The organism is Pseudochrobactrum algeriensis (assembly GCF_018436245.1).
GTDB lineage: Bacteria > Pseudomonadota > Alphaproteobacteria > Rhizobiales > Rhizobiaceae > Pseudochrobactrum > Pseudochrobactrum saccharolyticum.
This window is the reverse complement of the sequence record NZ_CP075361.1, coordinates 2,221,614-2,239,784: the sequence shown is the minus strand read 5'-3', so window position 1 is coordinate 2,239,784 and position 18,171 is coordinate 2,221,614. Positions and strand designations below refer to the sequence as shown.

Here is an 18,171-nt window from a genome sequence, read left to right as displayed (position 1 = left end):
TGCTCAAAAACAGTATTTTTTACTGGCATAACGGTGGCATTGTGTATTCAGAGGCGATCGTGATAAATGCGCAAGCTTCGTGACTTGGTGTTATGATACATAGCTGATAGACAAGTTCCATATCCCGAATCTTATTTTACCACACCCGTTCATCAGGGTGTTTTTTCACGTGTATTTCAGGAGGTCATATGAAGGTCGGCATCGACATGGGAGCCACAACGAACGGCACCGCGGCTATGCTCGATCTCGAAGAGCTTCTGGCCACACGTCTGCTGGTTCAGGGCAATTCCGGCTCCGGTAAATCCTATCTGCTGCGCCGCTTGCTGGAGCAGAGCGCCCCGTGGGTGCAGCAATGTATCATTGATCCTGAAGGCGATTTTGTCACATTGGCCGATGTTTACGGCCATGTGGTGGTTGATGCTGCACGCACCGAGGCTGAACTGACCCGTATTGCCCAGCGTATCCGTCAGCACCGTGTGTCTGTGGTGGTTAATCTCGAAGGTCTGGATATTGACCAGCAGATGAAAGCCGCTGCCGCATTCCTCAATGGTATGTTCGATGCTGACCGTGATTACTGGTATCCGATGCTGGTGGTTGTCGATGAAGCGCAGCTTTTTGCGCCCTCTGTCGGTGGCGAAGTGTCAGACGAGGCGCGTAAAATCTCGCTGAGCGCTATGACCAACCTGATGTGCCGTGGCCGTAAGCGCGGACTGGCCGGTGTCATTGCCACGCAGCGTCTGGCAAAGCTTGCCAAGAACGTGGCGGCTGAAGCTTCCAACTTTCTGATGGGGCGTACATTCCTTGATATTGATATGGCGCGTGCGGCCGATCTGCTTGGTATGGATCGCCGTCAGGCAGAACAGTTCCGTGATTTGCAGCGCGGTCATTTTGTGGCGCTGGGGCCTGCCTTATCGCGCCGTCCGCTGCCGGTGAAAATCGGCAAGGTTGAGACCTCTGCGCGCTCATCCAGCCCGAAACTGATGCCATTGCCGGATTCTCCGGTTGATGCGGCTGATCTGATTTTTACGCCAAGTGCGGCTGAAGCGAAGATGATTGTGCGTCGTCCGCCACCACCGCCACCACCGCCGCGCCCGATTGCTGAAATTCTGGAACAGGTGGTGAAAGCCAAACCGGAAGCCGAAGTGCCGGATGAGCCGCTGTTCCCGGGCTTGGTGGAAGCCGAGCGTGAGGAATTGCTGGATAAGGTGATGACCGAGATCATCGAAGATCCGGAAGCCGCTTATCGCACTGTGGCCGTGCTGTATCAGGATTTTCTGGTACGTTGCCGTATTCATCGTGTGCCGGGGGAACCGCTGGCGTTACCGGCATTCCGTCGTCGTCTTGCTGTAGCACAAGCCAGCGGCGGGGATGAGCTGATTGATGATGAAAAGTGGCAGACTGCACTGCAATTGTCAGAAAGCCTGACGGATGATGTGCAGGGCGTGTTCCTGATTGTGGCGCAGGCTGCGGTTAAAGGGGCTCCATGTCCGTCTGATGCCACGCTGGCGCGTGCCTATGGCAGCCACTCCACCAGCCGCGCCCGTCGTCTGCTGACTTATTTTGAAGAGCGCGGTCTGCTGGTTGTGCGAAATGACTTCAAGGGCATGCGTATTGTTGCATTTCCCGATATGGGTTGTGAAACCGCAGCCGGTGATCCGAACGGGCCGGATGAAAGCGCAGACGGCGCTGAGGCTGCAGAATAATCAGGCTTTCATTTTCGCCATGTCGGCATCATCGAGCGCTGTTGCCCGTTGCAGGGCAGGGCGTTCCAGAAGTCTCTGGCTGTAAGCGATAAAGCTCGGGCGTTTTTCAATTGTATTGAACCCCAATCCGAAATTCACTTGCGCACCGACATAGACATCGGCTGCGGTAAAGCGGTCGCCGGTGATGTAAGGCGTTTCTGACAGCGCCTGATCCAGCACATCCATAACGGTTTCATAGGAGCCGTATCCGATAAACCGGCCTTGTTCTTCTGTCGGATTAAAGCCGCTGGCATGGTTGCTGACAGCCGCTTCCACAGGCCCTGCGCCGAAAAACAGCCAGCGATAATATTTTGCCCGCTCGTCTGCGGTTGGTGCGAGTTTAGCATCCGGAAAAACATCGGCGAGATAGGCGATGATTGCAGCCGTTTCGGTGATGATATGATCGTTATGCTGCAATGCCGGTACTTTGCCCATCGGATTGATTGACCGGTATTCCGCATCTTTCATAACCGGACCGAAAGGGACGATCTGTGTAGTGTAGGGAGAGCCGGTTTCTTCCAACATCCAGCGGGCAATACGTCCGCGCGACATCGGATTTGTATAGAGTATGGGATCTGACATGATGCATTCTCCTCCGTTTGAGAGAAAGAATGCACTGTCTTTGTGAAGAAGAAAACAAAAAAGCCGGATCAGTGATCCGGCTTTTTCAATTCAGATGACCAGCAGCTTTTAGTCAAACAGGCTGGATACGGATTCTTCCGCAGCGGTGCGGGCAATCGCTTCACCGATCAGACCGGAGATCGACAGAACGCGGATATTGTGTGCCTGATCAATTGCAGCGGTTGGCTGGATGGAATCGGTGATAACCAGTTCTTTCAGCTTGGAATTGGTGATACGGGCAATCGCGCCGCCGGAGAGAACACCGTGGGTGATATAGGCGGTAACGCTGGTTGCGCCTTTGGCCAGCAGAGCTTCAGCCGCATTGCAAAGTGTGCCGCCGGAATCAACAATATCGTCAAACAGCAGGCAGTCTTTGCCGGTCACGTCGCCGATGACGTTCATAACTTCCGATTCACCCGGACGGTCACGGCGTTTGTCAACGATTGCCAGCTGCGCATCAATGCGCTTCGCCAGCGAGCGGGCGCGTACCACACCACCAACGTCAGGCGAAACCACCATCACATTGGATGTGTCGTAATTGGCTTTAACATCGCGGGCGATAACCGGAACAGCATAGAGATTATCGGTCGGGATATCGAAGAAGCCCTGAATCTGACCGGCATGAAGATCAAGGGTCAGAACGCGGTTTGCACCGGCTTCAGTGATGAGATTGGCAACCAGCTTGGCGGAAATCGGTGTGCGCGGGCCTGGTTTACGATCCTGACGGGCATAGCCGTAATAAGGCAGCACTGCAGTGATGCGGCGTGCTGAAGAGCGACGGAATGCATCGATCATGATCAGCAGTTCCATCAGGTGGTCATTGGTCGGATAAGAGGTGGACTGCAGAACGAAAACGTCCTCACCACGCACATTTTCCTGAATTTCCACGAAGATTTCCTGATCGGCAAAACGCTTCACAACGGCTTTGCCGAGCGGAATATTCAGATGTTTTGCGACGGATTCTGCTAGGACACGATTGGAGTTGCCCGCGAAAAGTTTCATGCTTTTTTGCCTCTGGCGCTGGTTTGCCTAGCGCATAAACCTTGAATGCATTTTGCATTGGTCATGCGCGGATTCCCTGTATCCGGGTTTGATTGTGAGAGTTCAGGGTCTGCAACCCGTCCGTCTCATAGAATTTCAACTTCAGCAGCTATGCATCATTTCTTCATACAACACTGGCTGGATGAGCGGCCTTTTACAAAGCTTGGCCAGTATTGCAAGGGTACAAAAGCCGCAGGGCAGCATTAATGTCCCGATATTTCACAAAAGCTGCATTTTCATGCTCTCTATAGGCCAAAAAGACACGTTTGTGTGAAGTTTCTGAGAACAGGCTTAACATGACCGGCAGGATCAGGTGAAACTGAGTCTCACCTGATGTTTGATCGCGATTGAAGCTGTTTACGGAGCGTTGGCCGAGACCCAGCGGAAATAGTCCGCCAGCGTATCGTCGGCAATTTTGCCCATCACAGTCGCAGGAACGGAAGACCAGCCGTTTTTGCCGGAGACTTTCTCCTGACCTTGCAGGCGATGTACGCGATTGCCCTGCTTATCCATAACATCCCAGACATAAAGCACAGAAGTCTGATTATTCTCGGTGAGGTTGGACAGATAGCCTTTGAGAATATAATCGGCTTCGGTTTCCATATTCGAGGCGAGAGTAATGGACTGGGTTTTGAGGATGTCGTCAAAACGCAATGAGAGCGGTGTCACAATCTCCAGCGGTGCGCCGATGATCGGTGCAATATAGAGTTTGTAATTACGCACTTTGGCCATATTCAAAGGTGCCTGAGCAACCTGTGCGGGCTGACCAAAATCAGAGGTCAGCGGGGCAAGCGCCGCGCTTTTCTCACTGGTCGTCTGCGCGGAGCAGCCAGCCAGCAGAAGGACTGATGCCAGCAACGGTACTGTTGCGGAAGACTTAAAAAGCAACAGCGGTGTTGCTTTCTGTTTTAAAGAAGCATCAACAGAGGCAGATAAAGTAACCGGCATCGGCTTCAGTTCCCGTTAAATAATCACCAGATCAAGACTGCTCTTCGACAGGCTTTCGGCAGGGCCGTTGGTGGTCAGATAGGTCTGGCCTAAGGTCATGGCCGTATTGGTTTCAGAATCCATAATAATCATATGGGCAAACAGCGTCATATCCGGCTCGATGCGCTCGGCATTGCCCGCATAGAACATCTGCGGGTCCATCCATGACGGCGTAAAACGTGCACCCACGGAATAACCGCAGGCATTGAGGCGGTGCCGCGTCAGCGAATGCGCTTCCAGTGCCTTGGCATGGGCTTCAAAAACATCGCCGAATGTCGAGGCAGGGGTGAGGGCGGCTTCCACAGCCATCAGGGCTTCATGTGCAGCCTGATACAGCTCCTCGTGACGCTTGGTTGCTTTACCGGTCAGTACCGTGCGCATCATCGGCGCGTGGTAATGGCGGTAGACGCCGGACCATTCAAGGGTCAGCTGGTCATTTTTGTGCAGCTGCCTGCGGCCGGATTTATAACGGCAAAGAAGAGCATCAGGGCCGGAGCCGATAATATATTCATTGGCCGGAAAATCACCGTCGCCGAGGAAATTGGCTTCCATCATCGCGGCAAGAATATTCGCCTCATTGGCATTCTTGCGCGTCTGATCAAGTGCGGCGTCGTAAATCGCATCGCTCAATGCTGCGGCCTTGCGGGCATAATCGGCTTCCGCAGGGCTTTTCAGCAGACGCAGGCGATCAACCATACCGGAAGCATCGATGACTTTGGCAAAGCTGTTCAGCTGCTCATCCAGTTTGCGGCCATTGGCGGCGGTAAGCCCGTGGGTCTGATATTCAACGCCGATGCGGGCACCAAGCAGATCCATATCATTGAGCAGATTGCGCAGATCAACCGCAGGATTGGCGTTTTCGCGATCTGTCCATTGCACGATATGTTCAATCGTAGAAGTGTGGCGCGCCTGACGCAGATCGGCGGAGCGTGTCATCAGCACCATGCTGCCGTCCTGCTTGACGACCAGACACTGGAAAAAACAAAAGCCGAAAGTGTCATAGCCGGTCAGCCAATACATGCTTTCCTGAGAAAACAGCAGCAATGCATCAAGCTTGTTCTCAGCCATGCAGAGCATCAGCCGGTCACGGCGTGCCGCAAATTCTTCCGGTGCAAAATGAAGTGCCATATTTGTCTCCGCATTGGACAAACGACCGTGCCGGTTACCGCTCTGCGAGCAGTCCGGCAGGATCATGCATGTTTTCAGAACCGGAAGCGCTTACTTCCGGATGGCAATAGCGGCGATCTGGCGTCCGTAATCCGGTTCCTTGCGATGGGTGGTGCGGCGATAAGAGAAAAACCGCGCTTCATCGGCATAGGTACAGAGATCAAGAGACGCTGTCTGGATACCGCAGGCTGACAGACGATCAACGATAAAGCTCCAAAGATCAAACATTTTACGTGCCGGATCGCTCGATGGGCGGAAATATTGTTCATAAGTCTGATCGCGGGCAGTGAATTCCGCAACGAATTCAGCGCCGACTTCATAATTGTCCTGACCAATGCACGGCCCCAGAACTGCGCGGATTTTTGACCTTTCACCACCCAGATTAATCATGGCTTCCACGGTGTTTTCCAGAACACCGGCAAGCGCACCACGCCAACCGGCATGTGCGGAGCCGATAATGCCCGCTTCCGGCTCACAAAACAGCACAGGACCACAATCGGCGCTCAATGCCCCCAGAATCAGTCCCGGTACATTGGTCACCATCGCATCGGCTTGCGGCCGTGGCGAAGGCAGGGCTTCAGTGATGGTCAGAACGGTTGGTGAATGCACCTGATAGAGAGTTTGCAGATCTTCCGGCTGGAGGTCGAAATAGGCCGCTACGCGACGGCGGTTTTCTGCAACAGCATCAGGATCATCTTTAGAACCTGCGCCGACATTGAGACTGTCATAAATGCCGGAAGATACGCCGCCGAGACGGGTGAAAAAACCATGTGCGATGCGGTCATTGGTTTCGAGCAAAGGAGAGCGGATCGGATCAGGCATATTGGTCATGATAGTCTCTCTGGAAAATGAAATATCAGATTGTTTTCAGGTCGGGATAAGTGACGCTTAAGACTTTAAACAGGCTGCCCATCTGGTTTGGCGCAGCCAGCCGCTCGACATCATCACGGATTTGCTCCTGCACGCTGGCAGATTTACCGGCACCAAGCTGACCGGCACGGCTGAGCAGCCCCATTCTCAGCAGGAAATCGCCCTGTTCTTCAGCTTTTGTCGTGCAGCCGAGGCCGGAAGCAATTTGCGCGAGAGCGGCAAAATCTACATGGGTAGTAATATCGGCCTGACCGGGAGCGGCAAAAACATTCTGATAGGCGTGCTGATAGAGCGCCTGCAAAGTGTCGCCGAAACCGGCTTCATGAGAGCCATAGTCAATCAACAGCGCCGCGCCTTTGTGCTTGCGGATATGTTCGCTGATTTGTTGCATCAGCGCAGAACGCGCTGGTGAGGCTTCAAAAATAGCGCCTTCCGGTGCTGCTTCATGACCTTTCGGCAGAAGGGCAAGGTCAATGCCGCCGGTTCCGGTAGTGAAGCAAAGTTCCGGCGCTGCCTCATTGCAGGTCGCTACCATGCGCTCAACAAAGCGTCCCTCATGTTTGACATATTGATGATCGGGCAGCGCGTCGAACAATTCATTGGCGACGAGGATCAGCGTGTTTTGCGGGATTTCCCCGAAGCTTTTATACCAAGCCATGTGAGGGGCGGCGCCCTCAAGCTTTTTCTTTTGCACGCCTGTCAGCCGGTCGCTGGTTTCCACCATTGCAATATGGATGGTGCGCAGCATGTCCGGTGCCAGTTTGCCAGCCGCGCGCAGCAGATCGCTCATCAATGTGCCGCGACCACCGCCAATCTCGCAAATGGTGCAGTTTTCCGGTTTGCCCAGAGCTTCCCAATGGCTGACGACCCAAATGCCGATCAGTTCACCAAACATCTGGCTAACTTCCGGCGCAGTGATGAAGTCACCTTTCGCCCCGAACGGCTCACGGGTCATGTAATAGCCGCCGTCATGATCGGCGAGGCAGAAAGCCATATAATCTGCCACGCTGATCGGCCCGCCATTGCTGATAAGACGGATCAGACGCTGTTTCAGCTTGTCTGCGGCGGGGATTGTCGTTTCTGCCATTGTTTATGCCTTTGCCGCAGCACGGTTTCCGCGCCACATTGCCCAGACACCAAGCAGCACCATTGGTACGGACAGAACCATGCCCATGGTCATCCAGCCGCCGACGAGATAACCGAGCTGTGCGTCCGGCTCGCGGAAGAATTCCACCAGAATACGTGACAAGCCATAACCGGCGACAAAGGCTCCGGCGATGAAACCCGGAGCTTTGAGTTTATTGCCCTTCCAGATCAGTAGAGCAAGTACGCAGAACAATACAAAACCTTCGAGCGCTGCTTCATAAAGCTGGCTCGGGTGGCGTGGCAGCGGGCCGCCATTCGGGAAATAGACCGCCCATGAAACATCGCTGACACGACCCCAGAGTTCTGAATTGATGAAATTGGCAATGCGCACGACGCCAAGGCCGATCGGCACACCGGCGGCGATGGTGTCGAACATGCTCCAGACAGGAATGCCGCGCTTGCGGGCAAACAGGATCATCGCAACGGTCGTGCCGAGAATGCCACCGTGGAAAGACATGCCGCCGTCCCAGACAGCCGGTATTTCCAGCGGATTGCTGATATAGAAACCGAAGTTATAAAACAGCACGTAACCGAGACGGCCGCCGATCACAACGCCAAGGGCTGCCCAGAGCACAAAATCATCCAGAGCCAGCGGATCCATCGGCGCATTATTGTTTGGCCACAGACGCGCTGTGTTTACGAGTTTCTTGCCATACCACCACGCAAACAGAATGCCGATGACATAGCCGATACCATACCAGTGCACGGAGAGCGGCCCTATGGAAAACAGCACAGGATCAATATTCGGGAAGGGCAGTGCAGCCATCATGATCTGCGGTTCGGTCATTCTTCACTCCGTTATGGCTGCGTCTGCTATCATGTGTTTCAGCACTGGTTGATGCTTTTGTTAATGAGGCATAGCGAATTTTTGTTCAGGATAAAAGTCCGTTGCTTTTATGGCTTTATTCGGGTTTTAGCCTTAAGCCGAACTTAAATGTCTGACAAAGTAAGGCTGTTTAAGTCTTGCATACGATATAATGCGGGCTTATCTCAGAAGCAGAAATTATTTCCGCCTGTGGCGGCTAAAAAGAGGTGATCCAATGAGTAATGCAACCGGTAAAGTTCTTGATGAACTCGCAAAACTCGTCACTGATGCTGCGGGTGCCGCGCAGGGCGTGCGTCGTGAAGTTGAAACAGCAATGCGCTCTCAGGGTGAAAAACTGCTTAATACTTTGGATGTTGTGCAGCGTGAAGATTTTGAAGCCATGCGTGAAATGGCAGTTAAAACCCGCACCGAAAACAGTGCCCTGACGGTCAAAATTGCCGAGCTCGAAGAGCGTATTGCTAAAATCGAAGCAGCACTGGCAGAAAAACCAGCGAAAAAAGGCGCTTAAGGTCTAAAAATCTCAAAGATTTTTTAACTTTTTATTCACAGGGGCGAATGCCTAAAAGCCCTTATTCCAGAATCGGTTACAGCGGCGCCCACTCGGGCGCCGTTTGTTCTTTCCACATGGTTTCTTAGAGTTTTGACAAAAAGGACTGGTACTCTGACTCAGCATCAATAGACTGAAAACACTGCATGATTCGTAATTGAGTCATGAAGCATGGCAGAAGCGGGGAGCGGCAGGACAATAAGTTCAGCCGCACAGATCCGGTTGATGCATCAGTGTAACAGTCATGTGTTTGCGCGTGTGTTGGAGGCGGGGTTGCAGCGTTTGGCAACATTTGTCTCGGCCTATTAACCAGTGTGTCTTTTTTGTGGCAATTGCTGCGGGGGATACATTCCGGCTGCGTGTTTATGACAGCCGGAATCCGGGTTTTACTCTTGCGGGTAAGCCCAAAAACAGGGAACGAACATGAACCTTCTTGAGCTCGATATCGCTCGCGATGCACATCCGGTGGATGTCATTGAACAGGTTGCGCATGCCAATGACTGGGCTTTTGACCGTACCGGTGACGATGAGATTGCGGTTTCTGTTGTCGGTAACTGGACGGATTATCATCTTTCATTCTCGTGGATGGAAGAGTTTGAAGCGCTGCATCTGGCCTGCGCCTTTGATGTAAAGGTGAGTGAGCCGCGCGTGAATGAAGTCATGCGTCTGCTCTCGCTTATTAATGAGCAGCTGCTTATGGGGCATTTTGATCTGTGGCGTCAGGAAGGGGCGATTATGTATCGTCAGTCCCTGTTGCTGGCGGGCGGCGCTAAGCCAACCAGTCGTCAGGTCGAAGTATTGCTGGCCAGCGCGCTGGAAGCCTGTGAATGCTATTATCAGGCTTTCCAGTTTGTAGTGTGGTCGGGTGTGCCGGCGAAAGAAGCTTTGCAGGGCGTGCTGTTTGAAACAGTCGGCCGGGCTTAAGGTGATAAAACAAGCGCTGCCTGTTTAAAAAGGCAGCGGCAGAGCGCCGTGTGCCAGGCTTGGCACACAAAGGTCGCTCTAACACTTTAAAATTAGAGCATAATTTTGTCTTAAACTGATCTAAGTTTAAGGAATTATGCTCTAGCGCATGTCGCGGAAAAGCGGCTACCGGTTTTCCGATAGTGACATGTGTAAAAACTTGGAGACAGAGCGGGCGCAGTGGATAAAATTACACGCGACACGCTCTACAAGTATGGGCGGGGGTGTCGTGTCTGAGCAGCAGGAAATCAGTTTTGCGGATTTTGAAAAAGTCGATATCCGTACCGGGACGATTATTGAAGCGGAAGTTTTTGCTCAGGCTCGTAAGCCCGCCTACAAGCTGAAAATTGATTTCGGCGATGTGATAGGTATTAAAAAATCGTCTGCACAGATTACGGTGCATTATACACCGGAAACGCTGGTTGGTCGTCAGGTGCTGGCTGTTGTCAATTTCCCGCCGCGTCAGATCGGCCCTTTCATGTCTGAAGTTCTGACGCTCGGATTTGCTGATGAAAATGGTGATATTGTGTTGGCGGCAACAGAGCGAAATGTGCCGAACGGGCAGAAGCTGATCTAGTCTTATACCGCGTTACGCTGTCTCATTTAAACCGCTTGAGAAGGCATCAGGCAGGAATGCTGACAATGGCGCGCAGACCGCCGGTCGGACTGCTGTCCAGTGTGATATCGCCGCCGTGATTGCGGGCAATATCACGGGCAATCGCTAAGCCCAGACCGGTGCCGCCTGCATCCTGATTGCGGGCTTCATCCAGACGGACAAAAGGTTTGAAAACTTCTTCCCGCTTGTCTTCCGGTATGCCTGCGCCGTCATCATCGACAACAATGGTCAGCCAGTCATTCTCATGGGTTGCCGTTAAATGCACGGATTGCGCATAGCGGAAAGCATTGCCGACGAGATTGCTGACCAGCCGTGTGAATGCATTCGGTCGGACGTGAATATTACTGTTGCCGTGCATCTCGGCGGAGAAGCCGCGATTGCGCAGCCGCGCTTCTTCTTCCAGTTTTGTGATGAGGATTTGCAGATCCAGAACGCCTTGCTCCTCACTGCCTTCACCGCGTGCAAAAGCCAGATAGCCTTCCAACATATTCTGCATGTCGGTAATATCCTGATTGAGCGGCACCGTATCAATCTTGCTGCCTGCAATGGCCAGCTGCAGTTTAAAGCGCGTGAGAATGGTGCGCAGATCGTGACTCACGCCGCTGAGCATGGCTGTGCGCTGTTCAATCTGCCGTTCAATGCGTTCGCGCATCTGAATGAAGGCAATGCCCGCCTTGCGCACTTCTTCAGCACCATGAGGCCGGAAACCGGCAGGCATCGGCTGGCCTTTACCAAAGCTTTCAGCCGCTTCTGACAATTGCTGGATCGGTTTGATCTGATTGCGCAGGAAGGCAATCGCAATGGTGAGCAAGACTAGAGCGGTGCCAATCATCCATGTGAGGAAGATCAGCGTATTGGATGCATAAGCCTGACTACGCTTGGCAAAAACACGTAAGACTTTGTCATCCAGCTGAATGCGGATTTCTACCAAGTCAGAATCGCCGACCGTATCAATCCAGAACGGGCGATTGATCTGGCGGGTGATTTCCTCATTGAGAAAATAATCAAGGATGGAGAAAAACGGCTTTGGCCCCGGCGGTGGCAGCGGCGAGGGCGGCAGAACAGATACGTTGAGATCCAGCCGCTGTTGCGCAATGCGGATAATATTCGCGTAATCGGGTTCCTGCGGATAGGTTTCCAGAATATCAATAATAGCAGAGATGTCGCGCACGACCGCAGTGGACAGACGCTCTGTGACCATCTGCCAGTGCCGCTCCATAAAAACGAAGGCAATAACCGACTGCAACAGCACCATCGGAGCGATGATGATGATGAGCGAGCGCGCATAAAGCCGCTTGGGCATACGCAATGCCAGCCAGTCGGAAAACCTTTTCCAGAGCAACTGCTATTCTCTCCTGTCCGTCAGGATTATGTTATTGGCGACGAGCGCTTTTATTGCTCAATGCTCAGCTTGTAGCCGATGCCGCGCACTGTTTGCAGCCAGATCGGATTGGCAGGATCGACTTCAATCTTGCGGCGCAGACGGTTGATCTGCACATCGATTGTTCTTTCTCCGACTTCCCCGTCCTGACCTGTCAGTTCATGACGCGGCACTGTCTCACCGGCGCGTTCAGCGAAGATCGTCATAATATCCTGTTCACGATCCGTCAGTTTGATAACTTCGCCGCCCTGTTTGAGTTCCTTGCGCGGAATGGAAAAAGTGTAAGGGCCGAAAACAATCTGCTCAATAATATGCTGTGTCGGCTGGGCACCGCGGCGCAGAATATTATTGATACGCAGTGTCAGTTCACGCGGATCAAACGGTTTGGAGAGATAGTCATCGGCACCAGCTTCGAGGCCGCTGATACGGCTGTCGGTTTCAGAAAGCGCGGTAAGCATCAGAATGGGCACATTCTTCTGTTCACGCAGCGAGCGGGTCAGCTCCACACCGCTTTCGCCCGGCATCATGACGTCGAGAATAATGAGATCGAAATCAATGCCTTCGAGCTTGCGGCGGGCTTCCTGCGCATTGGCTGCCATTGTGACACGGTAACCGGTGGTGCTCAGATATTGCGAGAGCAGGCTGCGGATACGGGTATCATCATCAACCACCAGCAGGTGCGGGGCATCGTCGGACAGAATTGTGTCTTCGCTGGTCATTGGTTTACCCTTTCAGTACAGAGCTTTTCCTGCCTCAGGCGAGGCGTGTATTCAGCTTGTTATCTCGGCTTCTGCAGTCTGTTTATCTGTGTGCACGGCCTTCGGATATACACACTATGTGAATGAAGGCTGTTTATATTTACCGGCTGAGCGGCAGGCTGTCGATCTGATCGCGCTGGTCACTGTTGACCATGGCTTTCAGGAAATTCTGGATAATTTGTTTTTCCGTGACATTGCTTTCAGCCAGAGCCGCGGCAATGCGGTTTGACTGTGGTTGTGTCAGAGAAAGAATAAGCTCGCGGCCGGAAACAGTCGGATATAATTCCCGCTGGCGGCGGTCTGTTTCACCGGTCAGCTGGATAATATGGCCGTTATCAACCAGTTGTTTCAGAACGCGGGCAAGGCTTTGTTTGGTGATTTTCAAAACATCCAGCAATTCCGCAACACTCATGCCGGGCTTGCGGTTGACGAAATATAAGACACGGTGATGCGCACGGCCGAAGCCCATGGTTTCAAGCTGCTTATCGGGATCAGCTGTAAAATCGCGATAGGAAAAGAACAGGAGTTCAATGATGCCCAGATCGTTGACCTCATCTTCTGAGAGGGCAGCACGAATAGTAGTATCATTGTGATTGAAACGCACGTCCGGTCTCCGGTTCATTCATATTTCAGCCTGCTAGTTCTATCAGCCTGTTTGCTATGCGGATAGATTATCTGCATCTTACTTTCGATTATCCGCTTTAGAAACAACCATGGCAATATTTTGCGGCGCAACACGCTGCATTTTCACACTATCTGCCGTTTAAATCTGATTCTGTGTGAAACTGTATGATTGCGGGCAGCGCCGAGGGATGAAACATGCTGAATTTATCAGGTAATAATTATAAGAATTGACAGTCTCCTTTTTCTTGTCATCATCAAGATGTCAAGGCGTTCTACTTTGATGTTTAACATTAATTGGGGTGACAATTATGGATGCCATTATTCCTATTCTTGTACAGTTAGTCGCCGGTGCTGTCGGCGGCAACCTGGCCGGTGCAGTTAAGAATCTCAGCCTTGGAACAACAGGCAATACAGTTGCCGGTGGTATCGGCGGTCTGATCCTCGGTCAGCTTCTGCCAATGCTGGCCGGTGGCGGTGTCGATTCTGCATTGAGCGGTATTGTCGGACAGCTGATCGGCGGCGGTGCCGGTGGTGCCGTTCTGACAGCCGTGATCGGTCTGATTAAAAACAGCATGGCTAATAAAGCCTGACCGTAAAAACTCGGGATTAATTACCTTATGACCGGCAGGGCGGGATGTCGTGCCGGTCTTATGAATATGTTTTTTCTTCAGGCGGTGCGTGATGCACTGCTTTTTTGATTTATCCGGCCTATATAAAGGACAGCTACGGCTGTCCTTTTTGTTTGCACCAGAGCGTGCCGCGCTTAATTATACGCATGGCACTTACTCTGGATTTTTCTATAGTCGCATGTTCGCGGGAACTCAAATGAATCCATTTGAACCAGACATGTTCCAGTTAAACGAAAACCGGTCAGAGCACGCAAACGATAATCGGGTGATAAATGAGCAAGCTTCAGGCAATCATAGTGGCAGTCACGCCTTTTCGGCAGAATTGCACAATCCTGTTCGATAAGGACAGTAAAAAAGGCGTTGTTGTTGATCCGGGCGGTGATGTTGATGCGCTGAAAGATGTGATCGAGAACAATCAGCTGAAGATCGAAGAGATCTGGATCACCCACGGTCATGTCGATCATATCGGTGCTGCCGCTGATCTGCGTGATGCATTACAGGTGCCGATTATTGGCTCTCAGGAAGAGGATGCGTTTCTCTACGACAATGTGGAAGCCTCGGCGGCCAAATTTGGTCTGGGAGACGGCTTCCGCAATTTTCAGCCGGATCGCTGGCTGAAAGAAGGCGATGTTCTACAGGTTGCCGGTGAGGATTTTGAAGTTCTGCATTGCCCGGGACACTCGCCGGGACATGTAGTTTTCATCAATAAAGCCATGCATTTTGCAATTGTCGGCGATGTTTTGTTCAACGGATCAGTGGGCCGGACGGATTTGCCGGGCGGAGATCATGATATATTGATCCGCTCCATCAAGGAGAAGCTGCTGCCGCTTGGTGATGAATTCAGCTTTATCTGCGGTCATGGTGCAGGCAGCCGCTTTGGTGATGAGCGCAGAGGCAATCCGTTTCTGGTTTGATTGAGTTGCCACAGGCACCCAAAACTCTCATAAAAAAACCGCCGGAGTGACCGGCGGTTTTTTCATCTGAACGGGATCAGTTTGCGACGCAGAAGTGATCCTGACCATCATAGCCACGGAATGTACCGGACTGGGCATTAAAGGAGCGGTATTTCTGGGAGCACCAGTTATACCATTCGCGTGTCCATGGCTGGTAAGAGCCACGATAGTCGCGGCCATAATTTCCGCGTGCCGGCTGGGCCGGGTAGAAAGTCTGCGGTGGCGGTGCATTGTAAATAGGTTCACGATAAACAGGTTGTGGTTGCGGCTGCGACATGGCACCGGCGATAATCGCACCGGCTGCAAGGCCAAGCACGCCTGCGGCTATCGCATTGTTGCGATCACGGCGGCGGTCGCGGCGATCCCAGTCTCTGTCACGGTTACGCCAGCCATTATCATGATTCCAGCCGCCATTGTTCCAGCCACCGTGGCGGCGTCCCCAGTCATCAGCGGATGCAACTGAAAGATTGCCGGCTATCGTGGCAATGGAGAGGCCTGCGATCAGAGCGGTCTTGGTCAACTTATTCATCATAATCTGTGCCTCCTTACGAAGCTTTACGCATTCGATAATGCCGGTTTTGGTCTTCTCTCAGCAGCAACTTTATGTGCTGTGATAAGATGATGACCAATCATTAGAGCAGGGCATATGAATGCTTGCTGAACAGAAAATAGGGGGAATGTTCAGCTTTTTAAATATCTCCGTATGTCACGATTAATGACAAGCAGCGTGGATTTGAAAACATGGCTTCATGCGCTTTGAGAGCGTGCGGACACATTGCTTAGAGGGAGGCGGGCTTCAGCTGTAAGACATTCATGAAAACAACGGGATAGGAGACTCTCTAATGAAAGGAGCAATCCCGTAATGCTCTGCGTGCTGACTTGAGCCGCCTTTTTTTGGTTTTCAGACTGTATCAGAAAGTGAACAGCGAGCGTTCACAGGAGCCGCTCTGCAGATAATAAAAAACCCCGGCGGAACCGGGGTTTCTGGATAAAGCACTGCTTACAATCTGACTTCTGTGAGAATGTCACGCAGAAATCATATATAGGCAGTTGGTGCTTTTTACTCGGTAATGCTGATGTCTACAGCTTTAGGGCCTTTGCCGCGACGATCCGGTTCAGTTTCGAAAGAAACTTTCTGATTGTCAGCGAGGTTTGTGAGGCCGGAAGCCTGAACAGCAGAGATATGTACGAAAATATCTGGTCCGCCATTATCCGGTTTGATAAAGCCAAAGCCTTTTTCACCATTAAAGAATTTGACTACGCCGGTTTGTGCCATGGGATACGTTCCTTTTCCTTGGCGCCGTCTTGGCCTTTCAGCCGCAACGGAATTTTTCGAACCGCTATGCGCACCACACGCCCAGCGGTAGGGGTATGCAGGCAGTTATCGAAATCAGGAAAGGAGCCGATCATTGTCAGTTGCCTGACCCGGAGCTTATAGCGGTTCCGGCGCGCCGTTCTTCCAGTCTTCCATTGTTCGCCAAATGCCCGAACATTTGAAGACTGATCTATAGAGAGGTATTTGGCAAGCAAATTTTTGTTATGACGCTGTTTTTTCTTTGCCAAGATGGGCTGTAATAAAAATTAAATAGTCATAAATACAAAGATACTTCACTAAAAAGAAATTCAAGATGACTTAAGTTTTATTTAGTTTTGAAAATTGTTGTATAATAACTGAATTATGTAGTTCTTTATGGTTGGAAGAAGTCGGATCACTTAAAAAATCGCATATTTTGAGAAAAAAATACACGAAAAGGCTGCTTTCGATTTTAAAGAGCGTTGTTTTCACTGCTGAAATTGAACATTTGCTGGCATTCCGGTTGTGTATTCGGGTTGTCGCTTATTCCGGAAAGTGATGCAGCCCCGTGTATTTCACATTCACTGTCGACAAAGGCTCTGAAAGTTTCAGCGGTTTCTGCGAATAATGCACGAGCCGCCACTGATTCTGATGGTCTGGCAGAGATTATCCGCTGTCTGACGGCTGTTCGCACCGAGGCGGGCGACATAGATTCCTCTTCTGCCGATTGGGCTGCGCACACGGGAAATATAGATTTCCCGACCGGCGAACAGTTTCGGATTCTGTTTGCGCAAGCGGTTCCATTGCGCGCTGACAACACTTTGACGGAAATTTCCTGCCACCTGAACCGCCCATGGAAACGGATTAAGCTGTGCCATAGAGATTGAGCGGGATTTGATGACGGGTAAAAGCTGGCAGGCTTGCTGAAAGGGCAGCTTGTCATCCAGCGGCGTGTCAGTCAGCTCTTGTCCGGTACTGAAATGATCCACGCTTTTGCCGGTAATGGAGAGAACATAATTTTCTGTCTCCAGCGGCAGAAAACCGCCATTCTTCATCCAATTGGATAGGCGTGTCGGCCCTGCATTATAGGCCGCTGCTGCCAGCCCCCAATTGCCGAAACTGCCATGTAAATCTTTCAAGAATGATGCTGAGGCGGGTAGCGCCAGTTCAATATTAAAAGCATCGGTCAGGCCGCGTTCTTTGGCTGTGTAAGGCATGAACTGCGCAATACCCTGCGCACCGACAGGGCTGACAGCCAGATGGTCAAAGCGGCTTTCTTTCCAGATCAAGCGGGCAAAGAAATTCGGCGGAATGCCATGTTTTTCAGCCGATCCGGCAATCAGGCGGCAGATTTGCGCAACATCCGGCGCAGGTTTCGCAGCGGTGTCAGACTTCTCGCTCTGTGTTTTCTCCGTTACGGGAGGGGCAGATTCAGCCGGTTTTTCCTGCTGCTGCTGTGCAAAGGCAACAGACAGACCAGAGACCGGAACAGACAGCATGAGTGCAGCAAATAATCCGGCCGGAAGGCGCATAGGCTGATCCTGTCAGAATATATCGCAAAAGTCCTGCGCGGGTTTTGAGACATATGTTAATGCCAGAGCATAATTTCTTAAACTTGAATGAGTTTAAAGTGAAATTATACTGCAAATATAAAGTGTTAGAGCGATATTTGTGTGCCGGAAAGGGTGCGCGACGCTCTAAGAAATGGAAAACGCACATCGCTTTCATGCGTTTTCCGTCTTGTGCTGTCAATACGGTCAAGAAGCAGACGCTATTTGCCGGGCCGTCCGGTCTTGCCGGAGCGGCGGGTTTTACGCTTCACATCCACCGGATCTTCATAGGAGCCTGCACCGGCGCGATGCCGTCTGACCGGAGCCGGATCATCGTCACTCTGCGGGCCGAGCGGTTTCGCCATATCCGTTCCGGGCCCCATATTGTCGAGCGACGGCTTTTTAAACAGTGATGGCGACGGCGATGTTCTGCCACCTCTGGACGGCCGTTCAAGG

The 18,171-nt window shown here is 51.9% G+C and carries 19 protein-coding genes and 1 pseudogene; 6 read left to right on the top strand and 14 right to left on the bottom strand.

Annotation, left to right across the window (positions count from 1 at the left end; all coding sequences use genetic code 11):
• Window positions 1–188 precede the first annotated feature (188 nt).
• Window positions 189–1,703, top strand: a complete 1,515-nt coding sequence (locus tag KHQ09_RS12500) for an ATP-binding protein (RefSeq protein ID WP_213598530.1) — start codon at window positions 189–191, stop codon at window positions 1,701–1,703.
• On the opposite strand, the gene KHQ09_RS12495 is transcribed toward KHQ09_RS12500, so the two are convergent.
• From KHQ09_RS12495 to lgt, 7 genes are all read right to left on the bottom strand, one after another.
• Window positions 1,704–2,324: a glutathione S-transferase family protein gene (locus KHQ09_RS12495; protein ID WP_213598528.1), complete on the bottom strand. Its 621-nt coding sequence runs from the start codon at window positions 2,322–2,324 to the stop codon at window positions 1,704–1,706.
• Between the two features lie 108 nt (window positions 2,325–2,432).
• On the bottom strand, window positions 2,433–3,365 hold the full coding sequence (locus KHQ09_RS12490; protein ID WP_075656032.1) for a ribose-phosphate pyrophosphokinase: 933 nt from the start codon (window positions 3,363–3,365) through the stop codon (window positions 2,433–2,435).
• A gap of 396 nt (window positions 3,366–3,761) precedes the next feature.
• On the bottom strand, window positions 3,762–4,352 hold the full coding sequence (locus tag KHQ09_RS12485; protein ID WP_213598526.1) for a hypothetical protein: 591 nt from the start codon (window positions 4,350–4,352) through the stop codon (window positions 3,762–3,764).
• Between the two features lie 15 nt (window positions 4,353–4,367).
• Window positions 4,368–5,519: a M24 family metallopeptidase gene (locus KHQ09_RS12480; protein WP_028233440.1), complete on the bottom strand. Its 1,152-nt coding sequence runs from the start codon at window positions 5,517–5,519 to the stop codon at window positions 4,368–4,370.
• A 90-nt stretch (window positions 5,520–5,609) separates the two neighbouring features.
• Entirely contained in the window at window positions 5,610–6,389 is a 780-nt protein-coding gene (gene pgeF / locus KHQ09_RS12475) for a peptidoglycan editing factor PgeF (protein ID WP_075656036.1), read from the bottom strand.
• Window positions 6,390–6,414: 25 nt separating this feature from the next.
• Window positions 6,415–7,515, bottom strand: coding sequence for a class I SAM-dependent methyltransferase (locus KHQ09_RS12470; protein WP_213630848.1), 1,101 nt, complete (start codon window positions 7,513–7,515; stop codon window positions 6,415–6,417).
• 3 nt (window positions 7,516–7,518) lie between these two features.
• On the bottom strand, window positions 7,519–8,361 hold the full coding sequence (lgt, locus tag KHQ09_RS12465) for a prolipoprotein diacylglyceryl transferase (RefSeq protein ID WP_213598524.1): 843 nt from the start codon (window positions 8,359–8,361) through the stop codon (window positions 7,519–7,521).
• 253 nt (window positions 8,362–8,614) lie between these two features.
• Here lgt and KHQ09_RS12460 point away from each other — a divergent pair, with 253 nt between their 5' ends.
• The 3 genes from KHQ09_RS12460 (at window position 8,615) to KHQ09_RS12450 (ending at window position 10,487) form a co-directional block, all read left to right on the top strand.
• On the top strand, window positions 8,615–8,908 hold the full coding sequence (locus tag KHQ09_RS12460) for an accessory factor UbiK family protein (protein ID WP_022710141.1): 294 nt from the start codon (window positions 8,615–8,617) through the stop codon (window positions 8,906–8,908).
• Between the two features lie 462 nt (window positions 8,909–9,370).
• The gene (locus KHQ09_RS12455; RefSeq protein ID WP_022710142.1) at window positions 9,371–9,871 is read left to right on the top strand and encodes a type III secretion system chaperone family protein; all 501 of its coding nucleotides are present in this window, start codon (window positions 9,371–9,373) and stop codon (window positions 9,869–9,871) included.
• A 268-nt stretch (window positions 9,872–10,139) separates the two neighbouring features.
• Window positions 10,140–10,487, top strand: coding sequence for a tRNA-binding protein (locus KHQ09_RS12450; protein ID WP_238481630.1), 348 nt, complete (start codon window positions 10,140–10,142; stop codon window positions 10,485–10,487).
• Between the two features lie 46 nt (window positions 10,488–10,533).
• On the opposite strand, the gene KHQ09_RS12445 is transcribed toward KHQ09_RS12450, so the two are convergent.
• The 3 genes from KHQ09_RS12445 to KHQ09_RS12435 all read right to left on the bottom strand — a co-directional run bounded on the left by KHQ09_RS12445 (window position 10,534) and on the right by KHQ09_RS12435 (window position 13,287).
• On the bottom strand, window positions 10,534–11,829 hold the full coding sequence (locus KHQ09_RS12445; RefSeq protein ID WP_213599982.1) for an ATP-binding protein: 1,296 nt from the start codon (window positions 11,827–11,829) through the stop codon (window positions 10,534–10,536).
• A gap of 89 nt (window positions 11,830–11,918) precedes the next feature.
• Window positions 11,919–12,626, bottom strand: coding sequence for a response regulator (locus KHQ09_RS12440; RefSeq protein ID WP_022710145.1), 708 nt, complete (start codon window positions 12,624–12,626; stop codon window positions 11,919–11,921).
• Between the two features lie 139 nt (window positions 12,627–12,765).
• Window positions 12,766–13,287, bottom strand: a complete 522-nt coding sequence (locus KHQ09_RS12435; RefSeq protein WP_051138994.1) for a MarR family winged helix-turn-helix transcriptional regulator — start codon at window positions 13,285–13,287, stop codon at window positions 12,766–12,768.
• A 310-nt stretch (window positions 13,288–13,597) separates the two neighbouring features.
• On the opposite strand from KHQ09_RS12435, the gene KHQ09_RS12430 reads away from it, so the two are divergent.
• Window positions 13,598–13,879 (top strand): hypothetical protein, encoded by a 282-nt coding sequence (locus tag KHQ09_RS12430; RefSeq protein ID WP_022710147.1) that lies wholly within the window; start codon window positions 13,598–13,600, stop codon window positions 13,877–13,879.
• 311 nt (window positions 13,880–14,190) lie between these two features.
• On the top strand, window positions 14,191–14,832 hold the full coding sequence (locus KHQ09_RS12425; protein ID WP_213598520.1) for an MBL fold metallo-hydrolase: 642 nt from the start codon (window positions 14,191–14,193) through the stop codon (window positions 14,830–14,832).
• Window positions 14,833–14,908: 76 nt separating this feature from the next.
• Here KHQ09_RS12425 and KHQ09_RS12420 read toward each other — a convergent pair whose 3' ends face one another.
• The 4 genes and pseudogenes from KHQ09_RS12420 to KHQ09_RS18605 form a co-directional block, all read right to left on the bottom strand.
• Window positions 14,909–15,400: a BA14K family protein gene (locus tag KHQ09_RS12420; protein WP_075656380.1), complete on the bottom strand. Its 492-nt coding sequence runs from the start codon at window positions 15,398–15,400 to the stop codon at window positions 14,909–14,911.
• A 531-nt stretch (window positions 15,401–15,931) separates the two neighbouring features.
• Window positions 15,932–16,147 (bottom strand): cold-shock protein, encoded by a 216-nt coding sequence (locus KHQ09_RS12415; RefSeq protein ID WP_022710150.1) that lies wholly within the window; start codon window positions 16,145–16,147, stop codon window positions 15,932–15,934.
• Window positions 16,148–16,773: 626 nt separating this feature from the next.
• Entirely contained in the window at window positions 16,774–17,697 is a 924-nt protein-coding gene (locus KHQ09_RS12410) for a lytic transglycosylase domain-containing protein (RefSeq protein ID WP_238481629.1), read from the bottom strand.
• A gap of 239 nt (window positions 17,698–17,936) precedes the next feature.
• Window positions 17,937–18,128: pseudogene (locus tag KHQ09_RS18605) on the bottom strand (hypothetical protein); the annotation flags it as partial.
• Between the last annotated feature and the right edge of the window lie 43 nt (window positions 18,129–18,171).